Origin of the sequence: Tepidibacillus fermentans, assembly GCF_004342885.1 — a bacterium.
In the GTDB taxonomy this organism is placed as follows: Bacteria; Bacillota; Bacilli; order Tepidibacillales; family Tepidibacillaceae; genus Tepidibacillus; species Tepidibacillus fermentans.
On record NZ_SMAB01000002.1, the window covers coordinates 16,499 to 35,036 of the forward strand.

Below are 18,538 nucleotides of genomic sequence, written 5' to 3' on the forward strand. Positions count from 1 at the left end.
TCTTTATGCGATGAATGAATAATACAAAATGTGGGAAATCTAACAGTGATATGTTGAAAAGGAAAGGAGTACATTCCTTTGAATGCTGGATTGTTTGAATTGTGGAGAGTATTAGATTTTATTTATCAACATATCACAAGGTTAGAGTACGTGGATAAAAATAGTAATATCTTCCGTGTCGTTTTTTGTAAGTACCGCGGCCCAGATTTAACTACGAGAGATGGTGTTATCATTCATCATGGAGATCCTATTGTGAAATTACATATATATAATTGGAAATTAACCATGATGTTAAAAGGAATTACAAATGAAACTCGACTGGGATTAACCACCTTACGAATCGTCAAAGATTCGTTACCAACATTGGCTGATTATATTTACAATCACCCAAAAGGGGAAAATGTAAAAGCACTCGTTGGAACGACCTTTTTACATCGGGGAATTCATCATTTAGGCTTTGACGTCGATAAAGTACCCAATACCTTAAAATTCAAATGGAAAGAGCAATATTTGCGTTTTATACTTTATATCATTCATCCCAATGGGAAAGAACGGCTGAAGTTAAGGTCAGAAGAGTTAGTTCCAAAAAGGGTATATATGTCGAAAGATCAATTATTCAAACGCTACTTGCTTCCCCAAGAAGAGGATGTCAAGGAGGAGAGACGATGAAAATTCTGATCATGACCGAAGAGTTTGCAGGAAATGGACATCATAAAGCAGCTGAGTCTCTTTTAAAAACGATGAAAAAAATAGATCCAAGACATGAAGTAAAGATTGTTCATTTACTCAAAATCATCAATCAAACATTAGAACAATGGATTCAAAAAATCTATCTTTTCATCATCCTCAAAAAACCAAGAATTTGGGGCTGGATCTATAAAAAAGAAGGGAATTTTTCCCTTTTATTTAAACCATTTATTGCATATGCAATGCTGATCAAATTAGATCGTTATTTAAAGGAAGAAAATCCTGACTTGATTATTGCTACGCATGCTAGTGGATTAACCGTTTTAGCCAAACTAAAAAAACGATACCATTATCAATTAGCTGCTGTATTTACAGATTATCATGTGAATAGTTTTTGGATTCATCCAAAAATTGATTATTATTTTGTTGGCCATGAAGAACTAAAAAATCAATTGGTTAACAAATATCAAATGAAACCAGAACGTGTGATTATTTCAGGAATCCCTGTTGACCCTAGCTTTTCAAATGTAAAGCCAAATTTTCCACATCAAGAGGACGCAAATTTTCGGATTTTAGTTATGGGTGGGGGACTTGGGATTGGTGCGATTAAAGAGATTGTTCAATCTTTGCAGAAAATCAAGAATGTTCCTTTTACAGTCTGTGTGGTTACAGGAAGAAATCAAAAGTTATATGACGAGTTAACACAATTAGCCCCTTCGATCAATTATTCGCTTGAGGTTTTACCTTACATTGAGGATATCTGCTCAATCATGATGAAAAGTCATTTAATCATTACGAAACCAGGTGGATTAACCATTTCTGAAGCTCTATCCACTTCAACTCCCATTTTAATCTATCAACCAATTCCTGGACAAGAAGAATACAACGCTCGCTTCCTAATTAAAAACCGTTCAGCTATTCGTATTCATGATCTGAATCATCTTGCTTATTGGGTAGAATACCTTTATCATCACCCGAGAATCTATCAGAAATTTATACAACATCAAAAGAAAATCTCCAAACCTGATTCTTCCTATGTGATTATTGAAAACCTATTGAATCGTCTATGAAAAAGGCTGCTATATCAAAGGTATAGCAGCCTTATATCATGAAATTTCTTTTTTAAGATGATACAAGAGTGTGAATGGTGATTTCTGGACGGGAACGCAAGCGGATATTTAATCCTGTTTGGCCAAGTCCTTCACTAATATAAAAAGGTCTTTCTTTGTGGAAATGTAATCCTTTAATCATGTTTTGCCGCGCTAATTTTCCCATTTTTACCAGATGATAAGGTTTTAGCCAATGGATTTGACCACCGTGAAAATGTCCAGAAAGCAGATAGTCAAATGGATATCCTTCCATCTGTAAAACAATATTTGGGTCATGAGATAATACAAGATTGATTCCATTTTTTTCGATATTTTGGTATGCTTTAGAAATATCACTTCTTCCTGAAAAATGGTCATCAATGCCAATAATATTGACAATTTGTCCGTGAATTTGGATTGTATGACTTTCGTTGATTAAAACGATTGCCCCTGTTTCTTCGATTTTTTGGCGAAAATAGTGAATACGATCCCGTAATAAATAGTCATGGTTGCCAAATACAACATAAATCCCATATTTTGGTTGTCGTTGATGAAGAACAGCAAGATACTGAAGAAATTTATTGATGTTTTTGGCTTTATCTAAATAGTCGCCTGTCAATGCAATCAGATCAATCTCTTCTTCTTTTAATTGTTGATATAATTGGCTAGGTGTAATCGAGATCTTCTCCATATGCAAGTCTGATAAATGTAAGATATGAATAGGTTTTTTAGTTTTTATCCCATTTATTCTTAATTGAATATGATTAAATTCTGGTTTATAGGTATTTCGGTGGGAATAGTAGTATAAAAGTCCAAATGCGAGTAAAGGAATCGCCCATTTTTCACTATCTATCACCTTTCCATATGGAAAATACAATCTTCATGTTAAACGACTGTTTAAGAATTGTATATACTAAAAATATGGAAAAAGAGATAGATACAAGAGTGATGACATGAATAATAGGAGGTATGTATGGGAAACGTCCATTTTTCTTTAACTTCTTTATTGATTGTCACAATTCTTTCTTTTTTAGTTCCGATACTTATTCGAAAAATAAAAAAGATCTATATCCCCGTTGTTGTCGGTGAAATTCTTGTTGGGATGATTATTGGGAAAAGTGGTTTTGATTTAATTGTCATGGATGAATGGTTGCAATTTATCCAATTTTTTGGTTTAGCCTATTTAATGTTCGTCGCAGGTTTAGAAATTGATTTTGAAATTTTTACGAATCAAGAAGAAAAGCAAAAAGCAAATAAATTACTAAATCCTATCACCCTTTCTTTGGTTATGTTAGGAATAACGTTATTCTTGGCTTATTTGGTATCGATTCTTTTACGGAGTATGGGATTTATTAAAGATCCTTTATTAATGGCATTAATAGTTGGAACAACATCTCTAAGTGTTGTAATGCCAGTTTTAAAAGAAAGGAGATTATCCAATACTCGTTTTGGCCAATATATCATTACTGGTGCAGTCATAGCTGATTTTGTTACTATGTTACTCATTTCTGTGGCAGTATCGCTTTTTAAAGGTGGATTTAGTGTAAAGATTCTCTTTGTATTTGCTTTGTTAGGATTGGTTCTTTTCTTTTATCGAGTTAGTCATCGTTTTCAAGGAAATCCTATATTTCAAGAATTAGCCCATGGAACGACACAAATTGGCATTCGTGGTTCATTTGCATTGATGTTAATTTTTCTTGTCTTAGCTCAAGCTATTGGAGTTGAAATGATTTTAGGTTCATTTTTGGCAGGAGTCGTTGTTTCTTTAATCGGTGATCCAACAAGAAGGGAAGAAATCGTTCATAAACTAGATGCAATTGGTTTTGGCTTTTTAATCCCTACATTTTTTATTTTAGTTGGCGTTAATTTTGATGCATCTGTTTTAATCAACAATCCAAGAGGCTTATTGCTCGTACCACTCTTATTCATCATTGTTTATATCGTAAAAGGACTACCTGTATTATTGTTTAAATTTTTATTCCCATGGAGAGAGACGATTGCTGGAAGTATTATTTTATCAACGCAGATGAGTGTAACGATTGCGGCAGCTACAATTGGAGTTAATATTGGAGCGATTTCCAATGAAGCAAATGCTGCAATTGTATTAGTGGCCATATTGACAAGTATCATCTCACCGATTTTATTTGGGAAACTGATCCCCATCGTTGAGAAAAAAGAAGAAGATCATTATGTACTAATCATTGGTGCAACGAGAAATGCTATTCTTCTAGCGAAACGATTTTTAAATTCGGGGATCAAAGTGTTTATGGTCGATTCCGATGAAGAAAAAGTACATGAAACGATGATGTCTGGTTTTAATGTGATTTGGGGAAATGCCCTTGATCCAGAATTAATCGAACAATTTGAGGCTGAAAAAGTAAGGGCAATAGTAGTCCTTACAGGAAATGATCAAGTAAATTTTGAAATTGCTCATTTTCTATCCTATTATTTTTCATCACACATTTATGTCGTCCTCAATGACCCAACTTTGATGGAAAAAGCAAAAAAAATGGAAAAAATAAGGCCATTAAACCCTCAATTGTCTACAGTAAGTTTATTAGAAAATATGATCAAACATCCAGTTACTGCCGATATCTTAGAAGACCGATTAGGATTACACATGGAAGAAATTGAAATATGGGATAAGAGATTGATCGGAAAAACCGTTCGCAATCTAAAAATTTTTGCCGATATTCTTCTTGTCTCCATCTATCGTAAAGGGGAAACGATTCTTCCCCATGGGGATACAGAAATCGAAGAAGGGGATATTCTTTTAATTCTAGGGACAAAAGAGACCATCGAACAGTTTAAAAATACTCTTTATATTTAAGGATTGAAAATGGTTTTTATGATTCCTATAAGCGTGTTGGAATATACAACCTTATTTTTAATTCATTAAATTTTTAAAAAAATTGTAAAATTTAAGAGGGAATTGTTATTTTTTGTAGAAGTTAGAAATTAATTTAGAAAATAAGTTTGATAAAGTAGCGAGGTGATAGGTAAAAAGTGGAGATACCAGAATATATCGATCGTTTAATTGATTTTTGTTTATCGTTTGATGCGAGTGATATTCATATCGAACCGTTTGAAAAGAAAGCTCTGATTCGTTATCGTGTGGATGGCTTTCTGAAAATCTATGAAGAAATAAACCTTCAACATCAGAAAGCGATACTTACAAGAATAAAAGTACTCGCTGATTTAAATGTGGCTGAAAAGAGATTGCCACAAGATGGTGCCATAACGATTGATCAAGATGGGCTGGTTACTGATTTAAGAATCTCCATCCTACCGACAATTTATGGTGAAAAGATGGTAATTCGACTTTTAAAAAAGGAACCTCGTTTTAAAAAAATAGAAGAATTGGGAATGTCAGAAATAGTGCAAATTCAATATCAACGAGTTTTGAAGCAGACAAATGGTTTGATTTTAATCACTGGGCCTACGAGTTCTGGAAAAACAACTACACTATATGCATCACTACATTTTCTAAACCAAGTCTCCCATAACATAACGACCTTAGAAGACCCGGTTGAATATAAAATTGAGGGGATTAACCAAGTTCAAGTTCAAACAGAGATTGGATTAACTTTTGCAAGAGGATTGCGATCAATTTTAAGACAGGATCCCAATGTGATCATGATCGGAGAAATAAGGGATAAGGAGACAGCGAATATTGCGATAGAAGCGGCTTTAACTGGACATTTGGTTTTATCCTCTTTACATACCTATGACTCTGCTAGTGCGATCACGCGATTACTAGACATGGGGATTGAGCCATATTTGGTCGCATCAGCGATACAAATGATTCTTGCTCAGCGGTTAGTACGAAAACGCTGTAATTGTCAAGGAGCAGATCCGAATTGTATCAGTTGTTCTGGTGAAGGTTATATCGGCCGTTTTGCGATTTTTGAAGGTTTACCGATTGTTGATTCGATTCGTGAGTTGATCTTACAACAGGCTTCTACTCAAGAGATCCGATCAAAGATGAGGGAATTACATTATAAGCAATTACAGGATATTTTAATGGAAAAAGTCGAGCAAGGAGAAACAACGATAGAGGAATTCCATCGGGTTTTGGTGACGGATTATGAATAAGATTTTATGGTTTTCACGAAAATGGGATGATTCTTTACGGATTGAGTTCAGTCGACTCATGAAGGTACAGATTCGAAATGGAATCCCGTTAACGCAAGGAATTCGCTTAATCAAAGACGTTTTACCAAATAAGGTTAGTCATGATCTCGATCATTTTATTTATTGGATGGAGCAAGGAGAAACGATATCCGCTACGTTACAAAAGCTTCAATTTCCGAAAACTTATGTTTCTTTTATCACTATTGGGGAAAGTCATGGAGACTTAGCTTTAGCTTTTGAACAATGTGAGTCGTATTATCAACAAAAATATCAATTTAAAAATACTGTACGAAATGCTGTATCATATCCAATTTTTCTTCTACTATTGATCATTCTTTTATTCCTGTTTTTCACCACGATTTTGCTTCCCCAGTTTCTACAATTATATGTGACACTTCAAATTGAAATCCCATCTACAACTCGGTTGATTTTCACAATTTTTAAGTGGTTTCACGACTATAAATTATGGATTTTACTTTCTGCATCTGTAAGTTTCATTGTTATTTATTATCTTTTAAGAAAGAAAGTTTATCATAAAAAAATAAAATTATGGATGCTTCATTTTCCAGGATTGAAAAAATATTGGTTACAAAAATATACCTTTTTATTTAGTTCGAATTTAAGTCTTTTCTTAAATCATGGAATATCCTTAATGACAGGAATCAATATACTTTCGGAGTCTAATGAGATCTTGGTACAAGAAGCTAGTAAAAGGATAAAAAAATCATTATACGAAGGTGAAAGTCTATCAGAAACAATCGTAAAAGAGAACATATTTTTACCTTCTTTTTTTGAGATGGTACGGTTTTATGAATCAGTCGGTTCATTAGATATCGGGATGAAACAGTATGCAGAAGAATTACAAAAACAAATCGAATCGGAATTGAAACGAAAACTAAAGTGGCTTGAACCTATCTTAATTTCTTTGACAGGGGTATTTGTATTTGTGTTAATTTACATTTTGTTTTCACCTATTTTTTCATTAATTCAATCGATTTAGGAGGGGAAAAGAAATGAAGATGATCACTTCTGTTAAGAAAAACAATAAAGGATTTACGCTGATCGAGATTTTAGTGGTTATATTCATTATTGGTATAATTTTGGCAATTGCTACTCCTAATTTAAAAGCATCAGGAGAGAAGGCGCAGAAAAAAGCTTGTCTAGCCAATCAAAAATTAATTCAAGTTCAATTAGAAAATTATTATCTCGAACATCATGCCTATCCGAATTCCTCAACTTTTGTGACAGATTTAGCGAAAGAAGGGCTTCTAAATTCCGTTATTACTTGTCCATCAGGGGGAACCTATTCCTTTGATCCTAATTATGTAGATCCATCAACAAATTTAACACGAGTAAAAGTAAGCTGTAGTATCGCTTCACATAATGAATAAAAATGGGTCAAGAAATAATGGATATACGAAAACATAAAGGGTTTATTCAACTTGAAGTGGTTTTTGTTCTTTTTATGATTGGGATGCTTTTATCTTTTTCTATCCCGTCTTTTCGTAATTTCCAAGAACGGTCTGAGCTAGAACAATGGGTAGATCAATTTTTAGCAGATTATTTTTGGGCACAACAAGAAGCAGTACATACAGATAAATGGGTGGAAATTGTTTTCAATTCTGATGCCCATTTTTATCTCATTCGTAATGAACGAGGACTGATCAAAAAAGTGCAGTATAGTAATAATATTTTCATCTCAGAAAATTTCTTAAATCACCGTATCATGTTTAATGCCTTTGGACAATTAGCTTATCGAAATGGAACTATTGATGTAGTCTCTCCATCGGGAGAAAGACAATTAGTGATTCAATTAGAAACGGGGCAGATTCATGTTAAAAAATAAGGGAATCATTATGGTTGAAACATTATGGGCGATATTTATATTCAGTGTGATTCTTATGAGTAGTATTCCGATCTATCGACAAATGATGATCGAAAGGGAACATCGGAGCCAAGATTATCTGGCTCTAACCATCGCTCGTTCTGAAATGGAAGTGAGCCAAAATCGATTACAGGAAAAGGAATATCAGCGTAATATTTATCATGTTCAAGTCTATGTACAACCATATAATTTCCAAATTCTCGAAATTCAGGTGATGGTATCGTGGAAACAAGAAGAACAAAAGCGGGAGATTTCATTGAAGAAATTAGTCTATCCCGGTACATAATGAACCCAAAAGGATTTTCATATGTTGAATTCATGATTATGATTTCCTTTTTTACCTTTTTAGTTAGTTACCTTTTGAATTTTTTAATTGTAACACAAAAGGAGAAGGAAGAACAAAGAATTCAATTTGTTCTTCAACATTCTTATCATATGGGATATAACTATTTAAAAAGTAGTGTATTACCTGCATCTCGTTTCTTTGGTAGTGAACAAACTTTATATATTGAAAGTAAAAGTAAATTAGAGGTATTTCGTTTTGATGGTGTGAAGGTCATACGTGAGGTGAAAAAAGGGGAAGGAGCACTTAATGGTACAGTGATTGTTTTTGAATATGTCGATTCTATTCGATTTGAAATTTTACCAAACGGAGAGGGAATTCATCTATCGGGACGTTTAAAGTTGGATGATCGAGTGTTTCCCTTCGATGATTTCATTCTAAAAAGGGTACAGACATGATGAATCTCTTACGAAAACAAGATGGGTTTGTGTTTCTTCCTGTTTTAGGGGCGTTCTTCATTATCCTCTTATCGCTAATTTCCTTCGTTGAGAATCAGCTGATCTGGAAAGACAATTTTCTGAAGATGAAAATGGAAACAGAAATGGATTACTTCTTGGAATCTGGAGTTGCATTAGCAATCGATCAGTTAAAACAAAATCCTAATTTCCAAGGAAATATGTCGTTTGTTTACAATGGCAATACATATGTCATACAATTTAAACAAGATCTATTTCAACCAATCATACACAGTACAATTGCTATACCTAGTAAGACCTACAAAAGAATTTATGTAGATTTTTCCAAAACGAATTTTACCATCCTAGATTGGAAAGAAGGATTTCAATATGATTAACGACAAACAACATCTCATTTTCATTGGTTTTATGGGAGTAGGGAAAAGTACAATTGGCAAGGAATTATCTAGACAACTTCATCTTCCCTTTATTGATCTTGATGAAGAAATTGTACGTAGAGAAAATAGAACAATTTCTGAGATTTTTCAATCAGAAGGCGAATCTTTTTTTCGTAAAGTGGAGTCCGAAATATTTGCAGATATTGTTCAAAATAAGAAGCCATCCGTTATTGCAACAGGAGGCGGGATTATCTTATCGGATCAAAATCGATCATTGATGAAACCACATTTGACGATTTTATTAGAGGCATCGCTGGATAGTTTATTTGATCGGGTGACCAAGCAACAACAGGATCGTCCTTTATTAAAAACGGATACAGATATGAAGCTCCGAATGAAAGAGCTTTATCATCAGCGTTTACGACTATATCGTCAATCCGCGGATTTTATCATTCTAACAGATAATAAGAGTGTAGATTCAATTATAGAGGAAATCCAAAATAAATTAGGTTTGAAATGAGTTGTATACAACCCCTTTAGAACGTCGATACTTAAACTGAAGGGGGGAGTTTTTCATGAAATCAAATGATTTTGTAAAATACTTAACTGTTCAATTGATGGAACGAATGGACCAACCCCAAAAAATAAGATCAGCAGAAAAGAAACATAAAGAATCATTTTCTCATCATTGGTTTGGTCTAATACCACTTTCATTAAAAATGTGGGCAAAACGGTTTCAAAAAAATGTGTAACGTGGTATAGTCTAACCTCTTCTCGCTCATATTAAAAAAGAGAGGGGGTGGATCTATTGGCACGTATTGCTGTTGAACAATCCTTACAGTCAGTCAAACAATATTTGCAAAGTAAAGGGCATGACGTGGTTGACTTAAATCAAAATACTCAAGCAGATGCTTTCGTGATTACAGGTCAAGATAAAGATGTAATGGGTATGCAAGATGTTACAACCAAATCTACTGTGATCAATGCCAAAGGGTTAACCCCAGAAGAAGTATACCAAATGATATCCAACCACTTATCATGATCTATTTTTCAATAAATATTAATCGTTATAGATGGATTAAGAAAGAGCTTCGGAATGATGGTTCCAAAGCTCTTTTTCTTAGTGTATAGGTATTACTTGTCCATATTTCAGCAAATCTTTGATTGAAATATATCGCACAAGGTCTAATTCATCATCATAAATGGCTAAATAGAGTTGATTCTGATTCCAAAGATGATAGCCAATAATTGGATAGGCAAAATTTACTTGGTTGTTATATTTACTACCAACAAACATCAATCTTTGATTTGCTTGCAGTAGGGATTTGATCTGGCTTAAATCGATGATTCCTTCATTCTGTGAGTGATTGCTTAACCAGGATAAATCGTCGTTTGGGTTAAAGGATAAATTCCTGTTCTGAAATGCATTTGTTAAAGTTTCTTGAAATGTAAGTACAGTGGGTACAATGTTCTTTATCTTCTGTTCATTTAGATCGGGTAACCATTCTCCAGTAGAGCCTTCGATATAGACGATTTCTTTGCCTAGATCATATTTCCAAAAACTTTCAATTGGTGAAAAATAATAAAATGATTTTGGTTGAAGTTGTTGAATATCTTCATTGATAATTACATTTTTTTGATAAGGTAAATATGTTCCGATACCATATTCTAAGATTTGTTCTTGAATCGATCGATCCATTGTGACGATGAGGTAGACTTTATATTGAAGACTTACTGGGAAGGTTAACATCGTATGAGTTGGTGTTAAAGAATATTGCTCCGTATTATTTTTGACAATGTTAGTATTCATCTCTTTAAAGAGTGAATCTTTTTTTAACTGATTTAACCATTTCATCATCTCTATTGTACTTGAACTAACTTCTAACGGAACAAAGGCCACTTTTTGAATCATTACTACAGCAGTTAAGATTGTGAAGAAGAAGATAAAATATTTAAAATAATGTCTTTTCTCTCTCATAATTCACCTCTTTTCTATATATTTTCTCCCTAAAGATGATTTTATTTTGTAGAAAACGCAATGTCTGTTAGTTTCTGTCACTAAACAGTGCGAATTTATTGTTAAGTTTTAGCGAATGAAGATGAAAAAAGGTAAAAAAAAGAAAGATGAAAGGGGGTTTCATCTTTCTAAATAAAAAATTCCATAATTAATGGGCTGAACTATGATTCGTGGTGAATATCGCCATTTAATTTCGTTGATTCGATTCTCTTTGTCAATCCGTTTTTTTTCTAGCTCTATTTTTTGTTCGTTCGTCTTAACGTCTTTATCTTCTTCAGAATGAGTATGATAATAATTTTCAATTTGTTCTAATTCCATTTCAAGTCGTTCTTTTGCTAATTTTACCCAAGAAAAGTCTTCTTTATGAATCTCTCCTAATATCCATTCCTCTAATTGAAGCCTGGCTTCACGAAAGGTGATAAAAGGTGGAATTGTAGAAACATTTGCAGGTAATACGGGTGTTAAAGAGATTTCTTTTAATAGTGAAAGAAAATTGCTCTTCATTTTTCCATTCCCTAAATTGATTCCTAAAGAAAGAAAAAGGTCCTTTTTTTTATCACTGATAAATTCAATCTTATAATTTACTCCTAGCCATGGGTGTAGGTTGTGAATTTTTCCTTGCTGACCGAAAGATGTACGTATGTTATTATTATCTACTTGTTGGTATAATCGGACGATTTTCCCTCTTTTTTTTACAGAGTCAAAGATTTGTTGAAGTCTCCTAGAACCAAGTTTTACCACCTCACCGCGAATGTTAGGGGCTTGATCTGGATCAAAAATAAAATTCATGGTAAGAGTTTCTGGTTCAACTCCTGTTCTTTCGACAAAAGTCCAATAATAGGGTCGATTAGTTAAATCTTTATCCACATCAACGGAAAGCTTCACTTGAAAATGGGTGGGTGCTTTTTCAATAAATTCGCATTGATGAATATCTAGGTATTTTTCAACAAAATCTCGTACCCATGTATGACTCATCTGTTGATTCATTTACATTCATTCACCCCATTTTTAATTTGACTTCCGATTCCAGCTAAACGATCCCTAACTTCTTGATCATCTTTAGAATTAACCATAATGTCCATAATATTACTTTCGATATCTTTAAATTGTAGTCTTTCTAGAATGGTATCTAGTGAACCTATTACATTTTCAAACATATTAATTTTTTCATGTAAGAGATATAGAATATGTTCTTCAATCGTTTGGTTTGTTGATAAGTTATAAATATAAACGTCTTTGGTTTGACCTAGGCGATGAACACGTCCGATTCGCTGTTCAACTCTCATTGGATTCCAAGGAAGGTCATAATTAATAATATGGTTACAAAATTGCAAGTTGATTCCTTCACCACCAGCTTCCGTTGCAACCATTACCTGTGCTTTTCGTTGGAATAATTCCATCATCCAATCTTTCTTTCCACGATTAAATCCACCACGATAAGGAACCGATCTGATCCCCTGTTCTGCAAGTTTGCTCATCAAAAATTCTTGAGTGGCTCGATATTCAGTGAAGATGATCACCTTTTCATCCTTTAATTCGTTAAGCAGAGAGACCACTTTTTCTGCCTTTGACTGAACATCGACTTCTTTTGCAATTCGAACTAATCGAAGTATTTCTTCTTTCATCTCTTCGTTTCCGCCTGATTTTTTAAACATATTGACTAAAGTAATAAACGCCGCATCACGACTGCTGCATATTTCTCTTTGTAAGGTGATGAGAGCGAGCATATTTTGAATATCTCCACGAAATTTTCGGTATTGACCTTTTACGAAGCTAGAGATTTCATTATATAAACGTCGTTCAGGTTCGGTTAATTCGATTAGAATGTTTTGTACAATTCGTTTTGGAAACTTTAGCTCAATATTTTCGTCAGAGCGTTTATTGCGGATCATTACCTTTTCAATTTCATTTCGAAGCAGTTCTTTGTTTTTGGGGCTCCGTTTATCTTTCATATGCTCTTTCTGGAAGTGATGGAAGCGACCTAGTTGACCGGGTTTTAAGAGAGTGACAAGATTATAAAGTTCAATCATATCATTTTGGATGGGAGTAGCTGTTAATAAAAGGATAAATTTTTTACGAATACTATTAATGAACTCCCAGTTTTTTGTGTTTTTATTTTTTAATTTGTGTGCTTCATCTACAATTAACATGTCATAATTTTGGTTCATGATATGTTCACGATGTGGTGGACGTTTCGCGGTATCCATTGAAGCGACAATGATATCATATTGTTCCCACATCCATTCTTTTTTTTGAGCAACAGCAGGAATATCAAATTTTTGATTCAGTTCACGGGTCCATTGAAGGACTAATGAAGCTGGAACTAGAATTAAGATTTTTTTAGCTAGTCCACGAATCAGATATTCTTTCATGATTAATCCCGCTTCGATCGTTTTACCAAGTCCCACTTCATCTGCTAATATTGCTCGTCCATGCATTTCATTTAATACTTTTTTGGCAGTATGAATTTGATGAGGGAAAGGAGTTACATTTGCTAGATAGGACAAACACTGAAGTTCATCAAAGTCTTCTACCTTCATCACTTCTTCCGCTTGGTAGGCCATTTGAAACACTTCCCACATATTCCATGGACCATCCTGTTGAAAGGTACTTTGAAGATGTTCTATCCACTCTTGATCAAAATGAATGGGTACAGTCTGATCATTCACTTGAATCGAATAAATTCTCTCAGGTACCTTATTCATATCTCTACTCCTTTTTAAGCTCGATAAATGGCAATTACCTATTACGCTTTTTATAAGAATTCATGGATTCGACCTTTATCCGTATAGTTTAGTATGAGCGAAACTTTCATTTTTATGTTTTAAACTCAAGAAAATCGATGAAAAATCTACCGTGTTTTTGTTTAAATTGGTATAATGAAATCAAAGTTTTATTAATTTTAAAAAAAGAATAATTTAGCGAATGAAGATAAAAGGAGAGACTACATGGGTAGCGCCGAAGGAGCAAGCCTTTCATAAGGTGAATCTCTCAGGCAAAAGTACTTTTATTGGACGCAACTCTGGAGAGAGCTCATTTAGAGCCGCCAAAGGAGAAACTTTAGAATTCTAAAGGTAACTCTCAGGCAAAAAGGACAGAGCAAGTGATGGATTCTATCATTTGTTTTGTCTTTTTCTTTTATTAGAGAAATATTTCTTGTTTCGGAAAAAATAAAAAATAGGAGGTGCTTTCATGGCTGAATTAAAACGAACACCACTTTATCCTCTGTATCAAAAATATGGAGCAAAACTGATTGAGTTCGGAGGGTGGGAACTACCTGTTCAGTTTTCAGGCATTATTGATGAACATAAGGCTGTTAGAGAACGAGCTGGACTCTTTGATGTTTCTCATATGGGAGAAGTGGATATACAAGGGAAGGATGCCCTTCAATTTATTCAAAAAATGATTACCAATGATGCTTCTAAACTAGTTGACGGTAAAGCTTTATATAGTCCGATGTGCTATCCAGACGGGGGCACAGTGGATGATTTATTGGTTTATCGATTGGCTGAGGATCATTATCTCCTTGTCATTAATGCTGCGAATATTGACAAGGATGTGGCTTGGTTTATGGAGCATAAAAAAGGGGATGTTGAGATTAAAAATATCTCTCGAGAAGTTTCTCAATTAGCCCTACAAGGCCCACTTGCCGAAAAAGTATTACAAAAAATTGCGGATATCGATTTATCTACCATTGGATCTTTTTCTTTTCATCCAGATGTCCATTTAAAAGGTATCAAGGCATTGGTTTCCCGAACTGGATATACGGGGGAAGATGGGTTTGAAATCTATTTATCCAATGATGACGCAGTAAAACTTTATGATATAATATTAGAGATTGGGAAAGATGATGGTGTTATTCCTTGCGGGCTAGGGGCTAGGGATACATTGAGATTCGAAGCAAAATTACCTTTATATGGGCAAGAGCTTTCCCCAACCATCACTCCTATTGAAGCAGGACTTGCTTTTTTTGTGAAGTGGGATAAAGGTGACTTCATTGGTAGAGATGTACTATTGCAGCAAAAAGAGCAGGGAACTCCTAGAAAATTAGTTGGTATTGAGATGATTGAACGTGGAATACCCCGTTCCCATTATCCTGTATATGTTGGTGATGAACAAATAGGTGAAATCACGACAGGCACTCAATCTCCTACCTTGAGGAAAAACCTTGGACTAGCTCTCATTAAAACAGAACATGCAACAATAGGAAATGAAGTTTGGGTTGGGATTCGGAATAAGAAAATAAAAGCCCAAATTGTAAAGACTCCTTTTTATAAGAGGAGTAAATAAGACCATATGTACATAATTTTAGGGAGGTTTGTTAAATGAGCGAATTAAGACAAGATTTGAAGTACAGTAAAGAACATGAGTGGGTAGAAGTATTAGGAGATAACAAAGTAAGAATTGGGATCACTGATTATGCCCAAAACTCACTAGGTGATATCGTTTTCGTGGAGGTTCCAGGTGTAGGCGACGAAGTAACTGCTAACGAGACCATGGGTTCTGTTGAGTCTGTAAAAGCAGTTTCTGATGTGTATTGCCCTGTAACTGGTAAAGTAGTAGAAATCAATGAAAGCTTAGAGGAAGCACCAGAAGTGATCAATGAAGATCCATATGGTAAAGGTTGGATGGTTGTTGTAGAAATTAGTGATCCATCTGAATTAGATCAATTATTATCTGCAGAGGAATATGACGCCTTCATAAAAGAGGAGGAATAATCTTTATGAAATTCCGATATATCCCAAATACTGGTCAAGATCAACAAGAAATGTTGACAGCCATTGGGATTAAATCGGTGGGGGAATTATTTGCCGATATCCCAGAAACTGTCCGTTTTAAGGGCCATCTGAACATCCCAAAAGCCATGTCCGAGCTAGAAGTAACTCGACATATGCAACAATTAGCCAATAAAAACAAAACACTAAATGAATATACTAATTTTCTAGGAGCAGGAGTATATCATCATTTCATTCCTAGTGTGGTGAATCATGTCATCTCACGTTCGGAATTTTATACTGCATATACCCCTTATCAGCCTGAAATCAGTCAAGGAGAGCTACAAGCGATCTTTGAATTTCAGACATTAATTGCTGAATTAACTGGGATGGAGGCAGCTAATTCATCGATGTACGACGGAGCAACATCATTAGCAGAGGCTGCAGCTATGGCTGCAGGCTCTACCCGTCGTAATAAAATCGTTGTTTCTCATGCTGTCCATCCAGAATCAAGAGAAGTACTCAAAACAACAGCAAAAGGACATCATCTTGATATCGTTGAGGTGGGTATTAAGGAAGGTTTAACAAATTTAGAAGAGTTACGACATGTGATTGATGAACAAACGGCAGCTGTAATTGTACAGTACCCGAACTTTTTTGGACTTATCGAAGATCTTTATTCTATTGAAAAAATCACTCATGAGAAAAAAGTATTGTTCATCGTAAGTGCTAATCCAATGGCTCTTCCAATTCTAAAATCTCCTGGTGAATATCATGCGGATATTGTGGTAGGAGACAATCAGCCCATGGGTATACCTGTATCTTATGGCGGTCCTCATGTGGGATTTTTTGCAACCACCAACAAATTGATTCGGAAAATGCCTGGGCGTATCGTCGGTCAAACTGTCGATGATGAGGGAAATCGTGGGTTTGTTCTTACCTTGCAAGCTCGGGAGCAACATATTCGTCGTGAAAAGGCAACATCCAATATTTGTTCGAATCAAGCACTCATGGCTTTAGCCTCAGCTGTGTATATGAATGCTATGGGTAAACAAGGGATTCAAGAAGTAGCAAAACAGAACCTGCAAAAAGCCCATTATGCTTATCAAGTCTTAACATCTGTGAAAGGAATCGAACCTTTATTTAAAGGGCCATTCTTTAATGAATTCACAATTAAACTAACAAAACCTGTTTCTGAAGTAAATCAAGAATTGTTAAAATACGGAATTATCGGTGGCTATGATTTAAGTTCAGCTTATCCTAATTTGAAAAATGCGATGCTAATTGCTGTTACGGAAATGAATACAAAGGAACAAATCGATGAACTTGCTGCTAGACTGGAGGGATTATTATGAGAAAGAAAAAAGCCCTCGTTTTTGAATTAAGCCAACCAGGCAGAGTTTCATATAGTTTACCTGAACTCGACGTTCCAGAAGTAGCGATTGATCAACTTATCCCTAAGGAAATAATCAGGGAAAACCCTCCTGAATTCCCTGAATTGTCTGAATTGGACCTTATGCGCCATTATACTGAATTATCACATCGAAATCATGGAGTCGATTCAGGGTTTTATCCTTTAGGATCTTGTACAATGAAATATAATCCCAAAATAAACGAGGATGTAGCTCGTTATCCTGGATTTGCTCATATACATCCCTATCAACCAGTAGAAATGGTCCAAGGAGCTTTGGAGATGATGTATAATCTTCAAGAAATGCTTCAGAAGATTACAGGCATGGATAAAGTTACATTACAGCCTGCAGCTGGTGCACATGGTGAATGGACGGGCTTAATGTTGATCCGCGCTTATCATGAAAGCCGTGGTGATTTTCAACGGAAAAAAGTGATTGTTCCTGATTCAGCACATGGGACCAACCCAGCATCCGCAACTGTAGCCGGATTTGAGACCATTACAGTAAAGTCCAACGCTCAAGGCAATGTAGATATTGAGGAGTTAAAGAAGGTTGTGGGAAACGATACAGCTGCTTTAATGTTAACCAATCCCAACACCCTCGGATTATTTGAAAAAGATATTGTAGAGATTGACAAGATTGTTCATGATGCTGGAGGACTTCTTTATTATGATGGAGCTAACGCAAACGCTATCCTAGGTTATGCTCGTCCAGGGGATATGGGATTCGATGTGGTTCATCTAAACCTCCATAAAACGTTCTCTACTCCTCATGGTGGTGGCGGTCCAGGTTCAGGTCCAGTTGGGGTTAAGAAGATTCTAGAACCGTTCTTGCCAAAACCATTGGTTGCAAAAGAAGGGGATCAATACTATCTCGATTATGACATACCTCAATCCATAGGTAGAGTGAAGGCGTTTTATGGTAATTTTGGTGTTCTTGTACGTGCGTATACCTATATTCGAACAATGGGCCCGGATGGTTTAAAAGCGGTGTCTGAGAATGCAGTCCTCAATGCGAACTATATGATGAGAAGACTCCAAGATTACTACGATTTACCATTTAAACAGCATTGCAAACATGAATTTGTATTATCTGGTAAAAGACAAAAGAAACTTGGAGTACGTACATTAGATATTGCCAAACGTTTATTAGATTTTGGTTTTCATCCACCGACGATCTATTTCCCGCTAATTGTTGAAGAATGCCTAATGATAGAACCAACCGAAACGGAAAGTAAAGAAACCTTAGATCGATTTATCGATGTACTCATTCAAATTGCACATGAAGCAGAAAATGAACCAGAAAAAGTTTTAGAAGCACCTCATAACACCGTTGTAGGTCGTTTGGATGAAGCAACTGCTGCAAGAAACCCAATTCTACGATATAAGAAATAAAAAAATTCATCAGAAAAAGGTCACTGTGATTGATACAGTGGCCTTTTTAAATGAGTAAACTTTATTCTAA

The 18,538-nt window shown here is 34.9% G+C and carries 21 protein-coding genes and 2 riboswitches; of the genes, 17 read left to right on the top strand and 4 right to left on the bottom strand.

All coding sequences use genetic code 11. The features are described 5' to 3' along the window. Nucleotides 1-78 precede the first annotated feature (78 nt). Together EDD72_RS12450 and EDD72_RS01395 are read left to right on the top strand one after the other, a co-directional pair. Nucleotides 79-669 (top strand): YkoP family protein, encoded by a 591-nt coding sequence (locus EDD72_RS12450; RefSeq protein ID WP_165894916.1) that lies wholly within the window; start codon nucleotides 79-81, stop codon nucleotides 667-669. Continuing rightward, nucleotides 666-1,757 (top strand): MGDG synthase family glycosyltransferase, encoded by a 1,092-nt coding sequence (locus tag EDD72_RS01395; protein ID WP_165894918.1) that lies wholly within the window; start codon nucleotides 666-668, stop codon nucleotides 1,755-1,757. The genes EDD72_RS12450 and EDD72_RS01395 overlap by 4 nt, the downstream gene beginning before the upstream one ends. Nucleotides 1,758-1,809: 52 nt before the next feature. Here EDD72_RS01395 and EDD72_RS01400 read toward each other — a convergent pair whose 3' ends face one another. Further along, nucleotides 1,810-2,628: a metallophosphoesterase gene (locus EDD72_RS01400; RefSeq protein WP_132767077.1), complete on the bottom strand. Its 819-nt coding sequence runs from the start codon at nucleotides 2,626-2,628 to the stop codon at nucleotides 1,810-1,812. Nucleotides 2,629-2,748: 120 nt separating this feature from the next. On the opposite strand from EDD72_RS01400, the gene EDD72_RS01405 reads away from it, so the two are divergent. From EDD72_RS01405 to EDD72_RS01455, 11 genes are all read left to right on the top strand, one after another. Then, entirely contained in the window at nucleotides 2,749-4,605 is a 1,857-nt protein-coding gene (locus EDD72_RS01405) for a monovalent cation:proton antiporter family protein (RefSeq protein WP_132766846.1), read from the top strand. A gap of 176 nt (nucleotides 4,606-4,781) precedes the next feature. Further along, nucleotides 4,782-5,870 (top strand): GspE/PulE family protein, encoded by a 1,089-nt coding sequence (locus EDD72_RS01410; RefSeq protein WP_132766847.1) that lies wholly within the window; start codon nucleotides 4,782-4,784, stop codon nucleotides 5,868-5,870. Then, nucleotides 5,863-6,909: a type II secretion system F family protein gene (locus tag EDD72_RS01415; protein ID WP_132766848.1), complete on the top strand. Its 1,047-nt coding sequence runs from the start codon at nucleotides 5,863-5,865 to the stop codon at nucleotides 6,907-6,909. The genes EDD72_RS01410 and EDD72_RS01415 overlap by 8 nt, the downstream gene beginning before the upstream one ends. Nucleotides 6,910-6,922: 13 nt before the next feature. After that, nucleotides 6,923-7,300, top strand: a complete 378-nt coding sequence (locus EDD72_RS01420; RefSeq protein ID WP_132766849.1) for a competence type IV pilus major pilin ComGC — start codon at nucleotides 6,923-6,925, stop codon at nucleotides 7,298-7,300. Nucleotides 7,301-7,317: 17 nt separating this feature from the next. Then, nucleotides 7,318-7,755, top strand: a complete 438-nt coding sequence (locus tag EDD72_RS01425; RefSeq protein WP_132766850.1) for a prepilin-type N-terminal cleavage/methylation domain-containing protein — start codon at nucleotides 7,318-7,320, stop codon at nucleotides 7,753-7,755. After that, a complete protein-coding gene (locus EDD72_RS01430; protein ID WP_132766851.1) occupies nucleotides 7,742-8,080 on the top strand; it encodes a hypothetical protein in 339 nt (112 codons plus the stop codon). Before EDD72_RS01425 ends, EDD72_RS01430 begins: the two co-directional genes overlap by 14 nt. Continuing rightward, nucleotides 8,017-8,535: a hypothetical protein gene (locus EDD72_RS01435; protein ID WP_132766852.1), complete on the top strand. Its 519-nt coding sequence runs from the start codon at nucleotides 8,017-8,019 to the stop codon at nucleotides 8,533-8,535. The genes EDD72_RS01430 and EDD72_RS01435 overlap by 64 nt, the downstream gene beginning before the upstream one ends. Continuing rightward, on the top strand, nucleotides 8,535-8,930 hold the full coding sequence (locus EDD72_RS01440) for a hypothetical protein (protein ID WP_132766853.1): 396 nt from the start codon (nucleotides 8,535-8,537) through the stop codon (nucleotides 8,928-8,930). Before EDD72_RS01435 ends, EDD72_RS01440 begins: the two co-directional genes overlap by 1 nt. Continuing rightward, nucleotides 8,923-9,450 (top strand): shikimate kinase, encoded by a 528-nt coding sequence (locus EDD72_RS01445; protein WP_132766854.1) that lies wholly within the window; start codon nucleotides 8,923-8,925, stop codon nucleotides 9,448-9,450. Before EDD72_RS01440 ends, EDD72_RS01445 begins: the two co-directional genes overlap by 8 nt. Nucleotides 9,451-9,505: 55 nt before the next feature. Next, entirely contained in the window at nucleotides 9,506-9,682 is a 177-nt protein-coding gene (locus EDD72_RS01450) for a YqzE family protein (protein ID WP_132766855.1), read from the top strand. A 47-nt stretch (nucleotides 9,683-9,729) separates the two neighbouring features. Then, nucleotides 9,730-9,972, top strand: a complete 243-nt coding sequence (locus tag EDD72_RS01455) for a YkuS family protein (RefSeq protein WP_341539460.1) — start codon at nucleotides 9,730-9,732, stop codon at nucleotides 9,970-9,972. A gap of 78 nt (nucleotides 9,973-10,050) precedes the next feature. Here the strand turns inward: EDD72_RS01455 and EDD72_RS01460 are convergent, their stop codons facing one another. The 3 genes from EDD72_RS01460 to EDD72_RS01470 form a co-directional block, all read right to left on the bottom strand. Then, complete coding sequence (locus EDD72_RS01460) at nucleotides 10,051-10,908, bottom strand: hypothetical protein (RefSeq protein WP_132766857.1); 858 nt, start codon at nucleotides 10,906-10,908, stop codon at nucleotides 10,051-10,053. A gap of 159 nt (nucleotides 10,909-11,067) precedes the next feature. Next, complete coding sequence (locus EDD72_RS01465) at nucleotides 11,068-11,934, bottom strand: YqhG family protein (protein ID WP_132766858.1); 867 nt, start codon at nucleotides 11,932-11,934, stop codon at nucleotides 11,068-11,070. Next, the gene (locus tag EDD72_RS01470) at nucleotides 11,931-13,652 is read right to left on the bottom strand and encodes a DEAD/DEAH box helicase (RefSeq protein ID WP_132766859.1); all 1,722 of its coding nucleotides are present in this window, start codon (nucleotides 13,650-13,652) and stop codon (nucleotides 11,931-11,933) included. Before EDD72_RS01470 ends, EDD72_RS01465 begins: the two co-directional genes overlap by 4 nt. Nucleotides 13,653-13,872: 220 nt before the next feature. Beyond that, nucleotides 13,873-13,964: riboswitch (glycine riboswitch) on the top strand. A 3-nt stretch (nucleotides 13,965-13,967) separates the two neighbouring features. Continuing rightward, nucleotides 13,968-14,047: riboswitch (glycine riboswitch) on the top strand. A gap of 92 nt (nucleotides 14,048-14,139) precedes the next feature. On the opposite strand from EDD72_RS01470, the gene gcvT reads away from it, so the two are divergent. From gcvT to gcvPB, 4 genes are read left to right on the top strand one after another with little or no spacing between them, the layout of a single operon-like run. Continuing rightward, entirely contained in the window at nucleotides 14,140-15,237 is a 1,098-nt protein-coding gene (gene gcvT, locus EDD72_RS01475; RefSeq protein ID WP_132766860.1) for a glycine cleavage system aminomethyltransferase GcvT, read from the top strand. 35 nt (nucleotides 15,238-15,272) lie between these two features. After that, complete coding sequence (gene gcvH / locus EDD72_RS01480) at nucleotides 15,273-15,665, top strand: glycine cleavage system protein GcvH (protein WP_132766861.1); 393 nt, start codon at nucleotides 15,273-15,275, stop codon at nucleotides 15,663-15,665. A 5-nt stretch (nucleotides 15,666-15,670) separates the two neighbouring features. Beyond that, nucleotides 15,671-17,017 (top strand): aminomethyl-transferring glycine dehydrogenase subunit GcvPA, encoded by a 1,347-nt coding sequence (gene gcvPA, locus EDD72_RS01485; protein WP_132766862.1) that lies wholly within the window; start codon nucleotides 15,671-15,673, stop codon nucleotides 17,015-17,017. Further along, entirely contained in the window at nucleotides 17,014-18,468 is a 1,455-nt protein-coding gene (gene gcvPB / locus EDD72_RS01490; RefSeq protein ID WP_132766863.1) for an aminomethyl-transferring glycine dehydrogenase subunit GcvPB, read from the top strand. The genes gcvPA and gcvPB overlap by 4 nt, the downstream gene beginning before the upstream one ends. The last annotated feature ends 70 nt before the right edge of the window (nucleotides 18,469-18,538 follow it).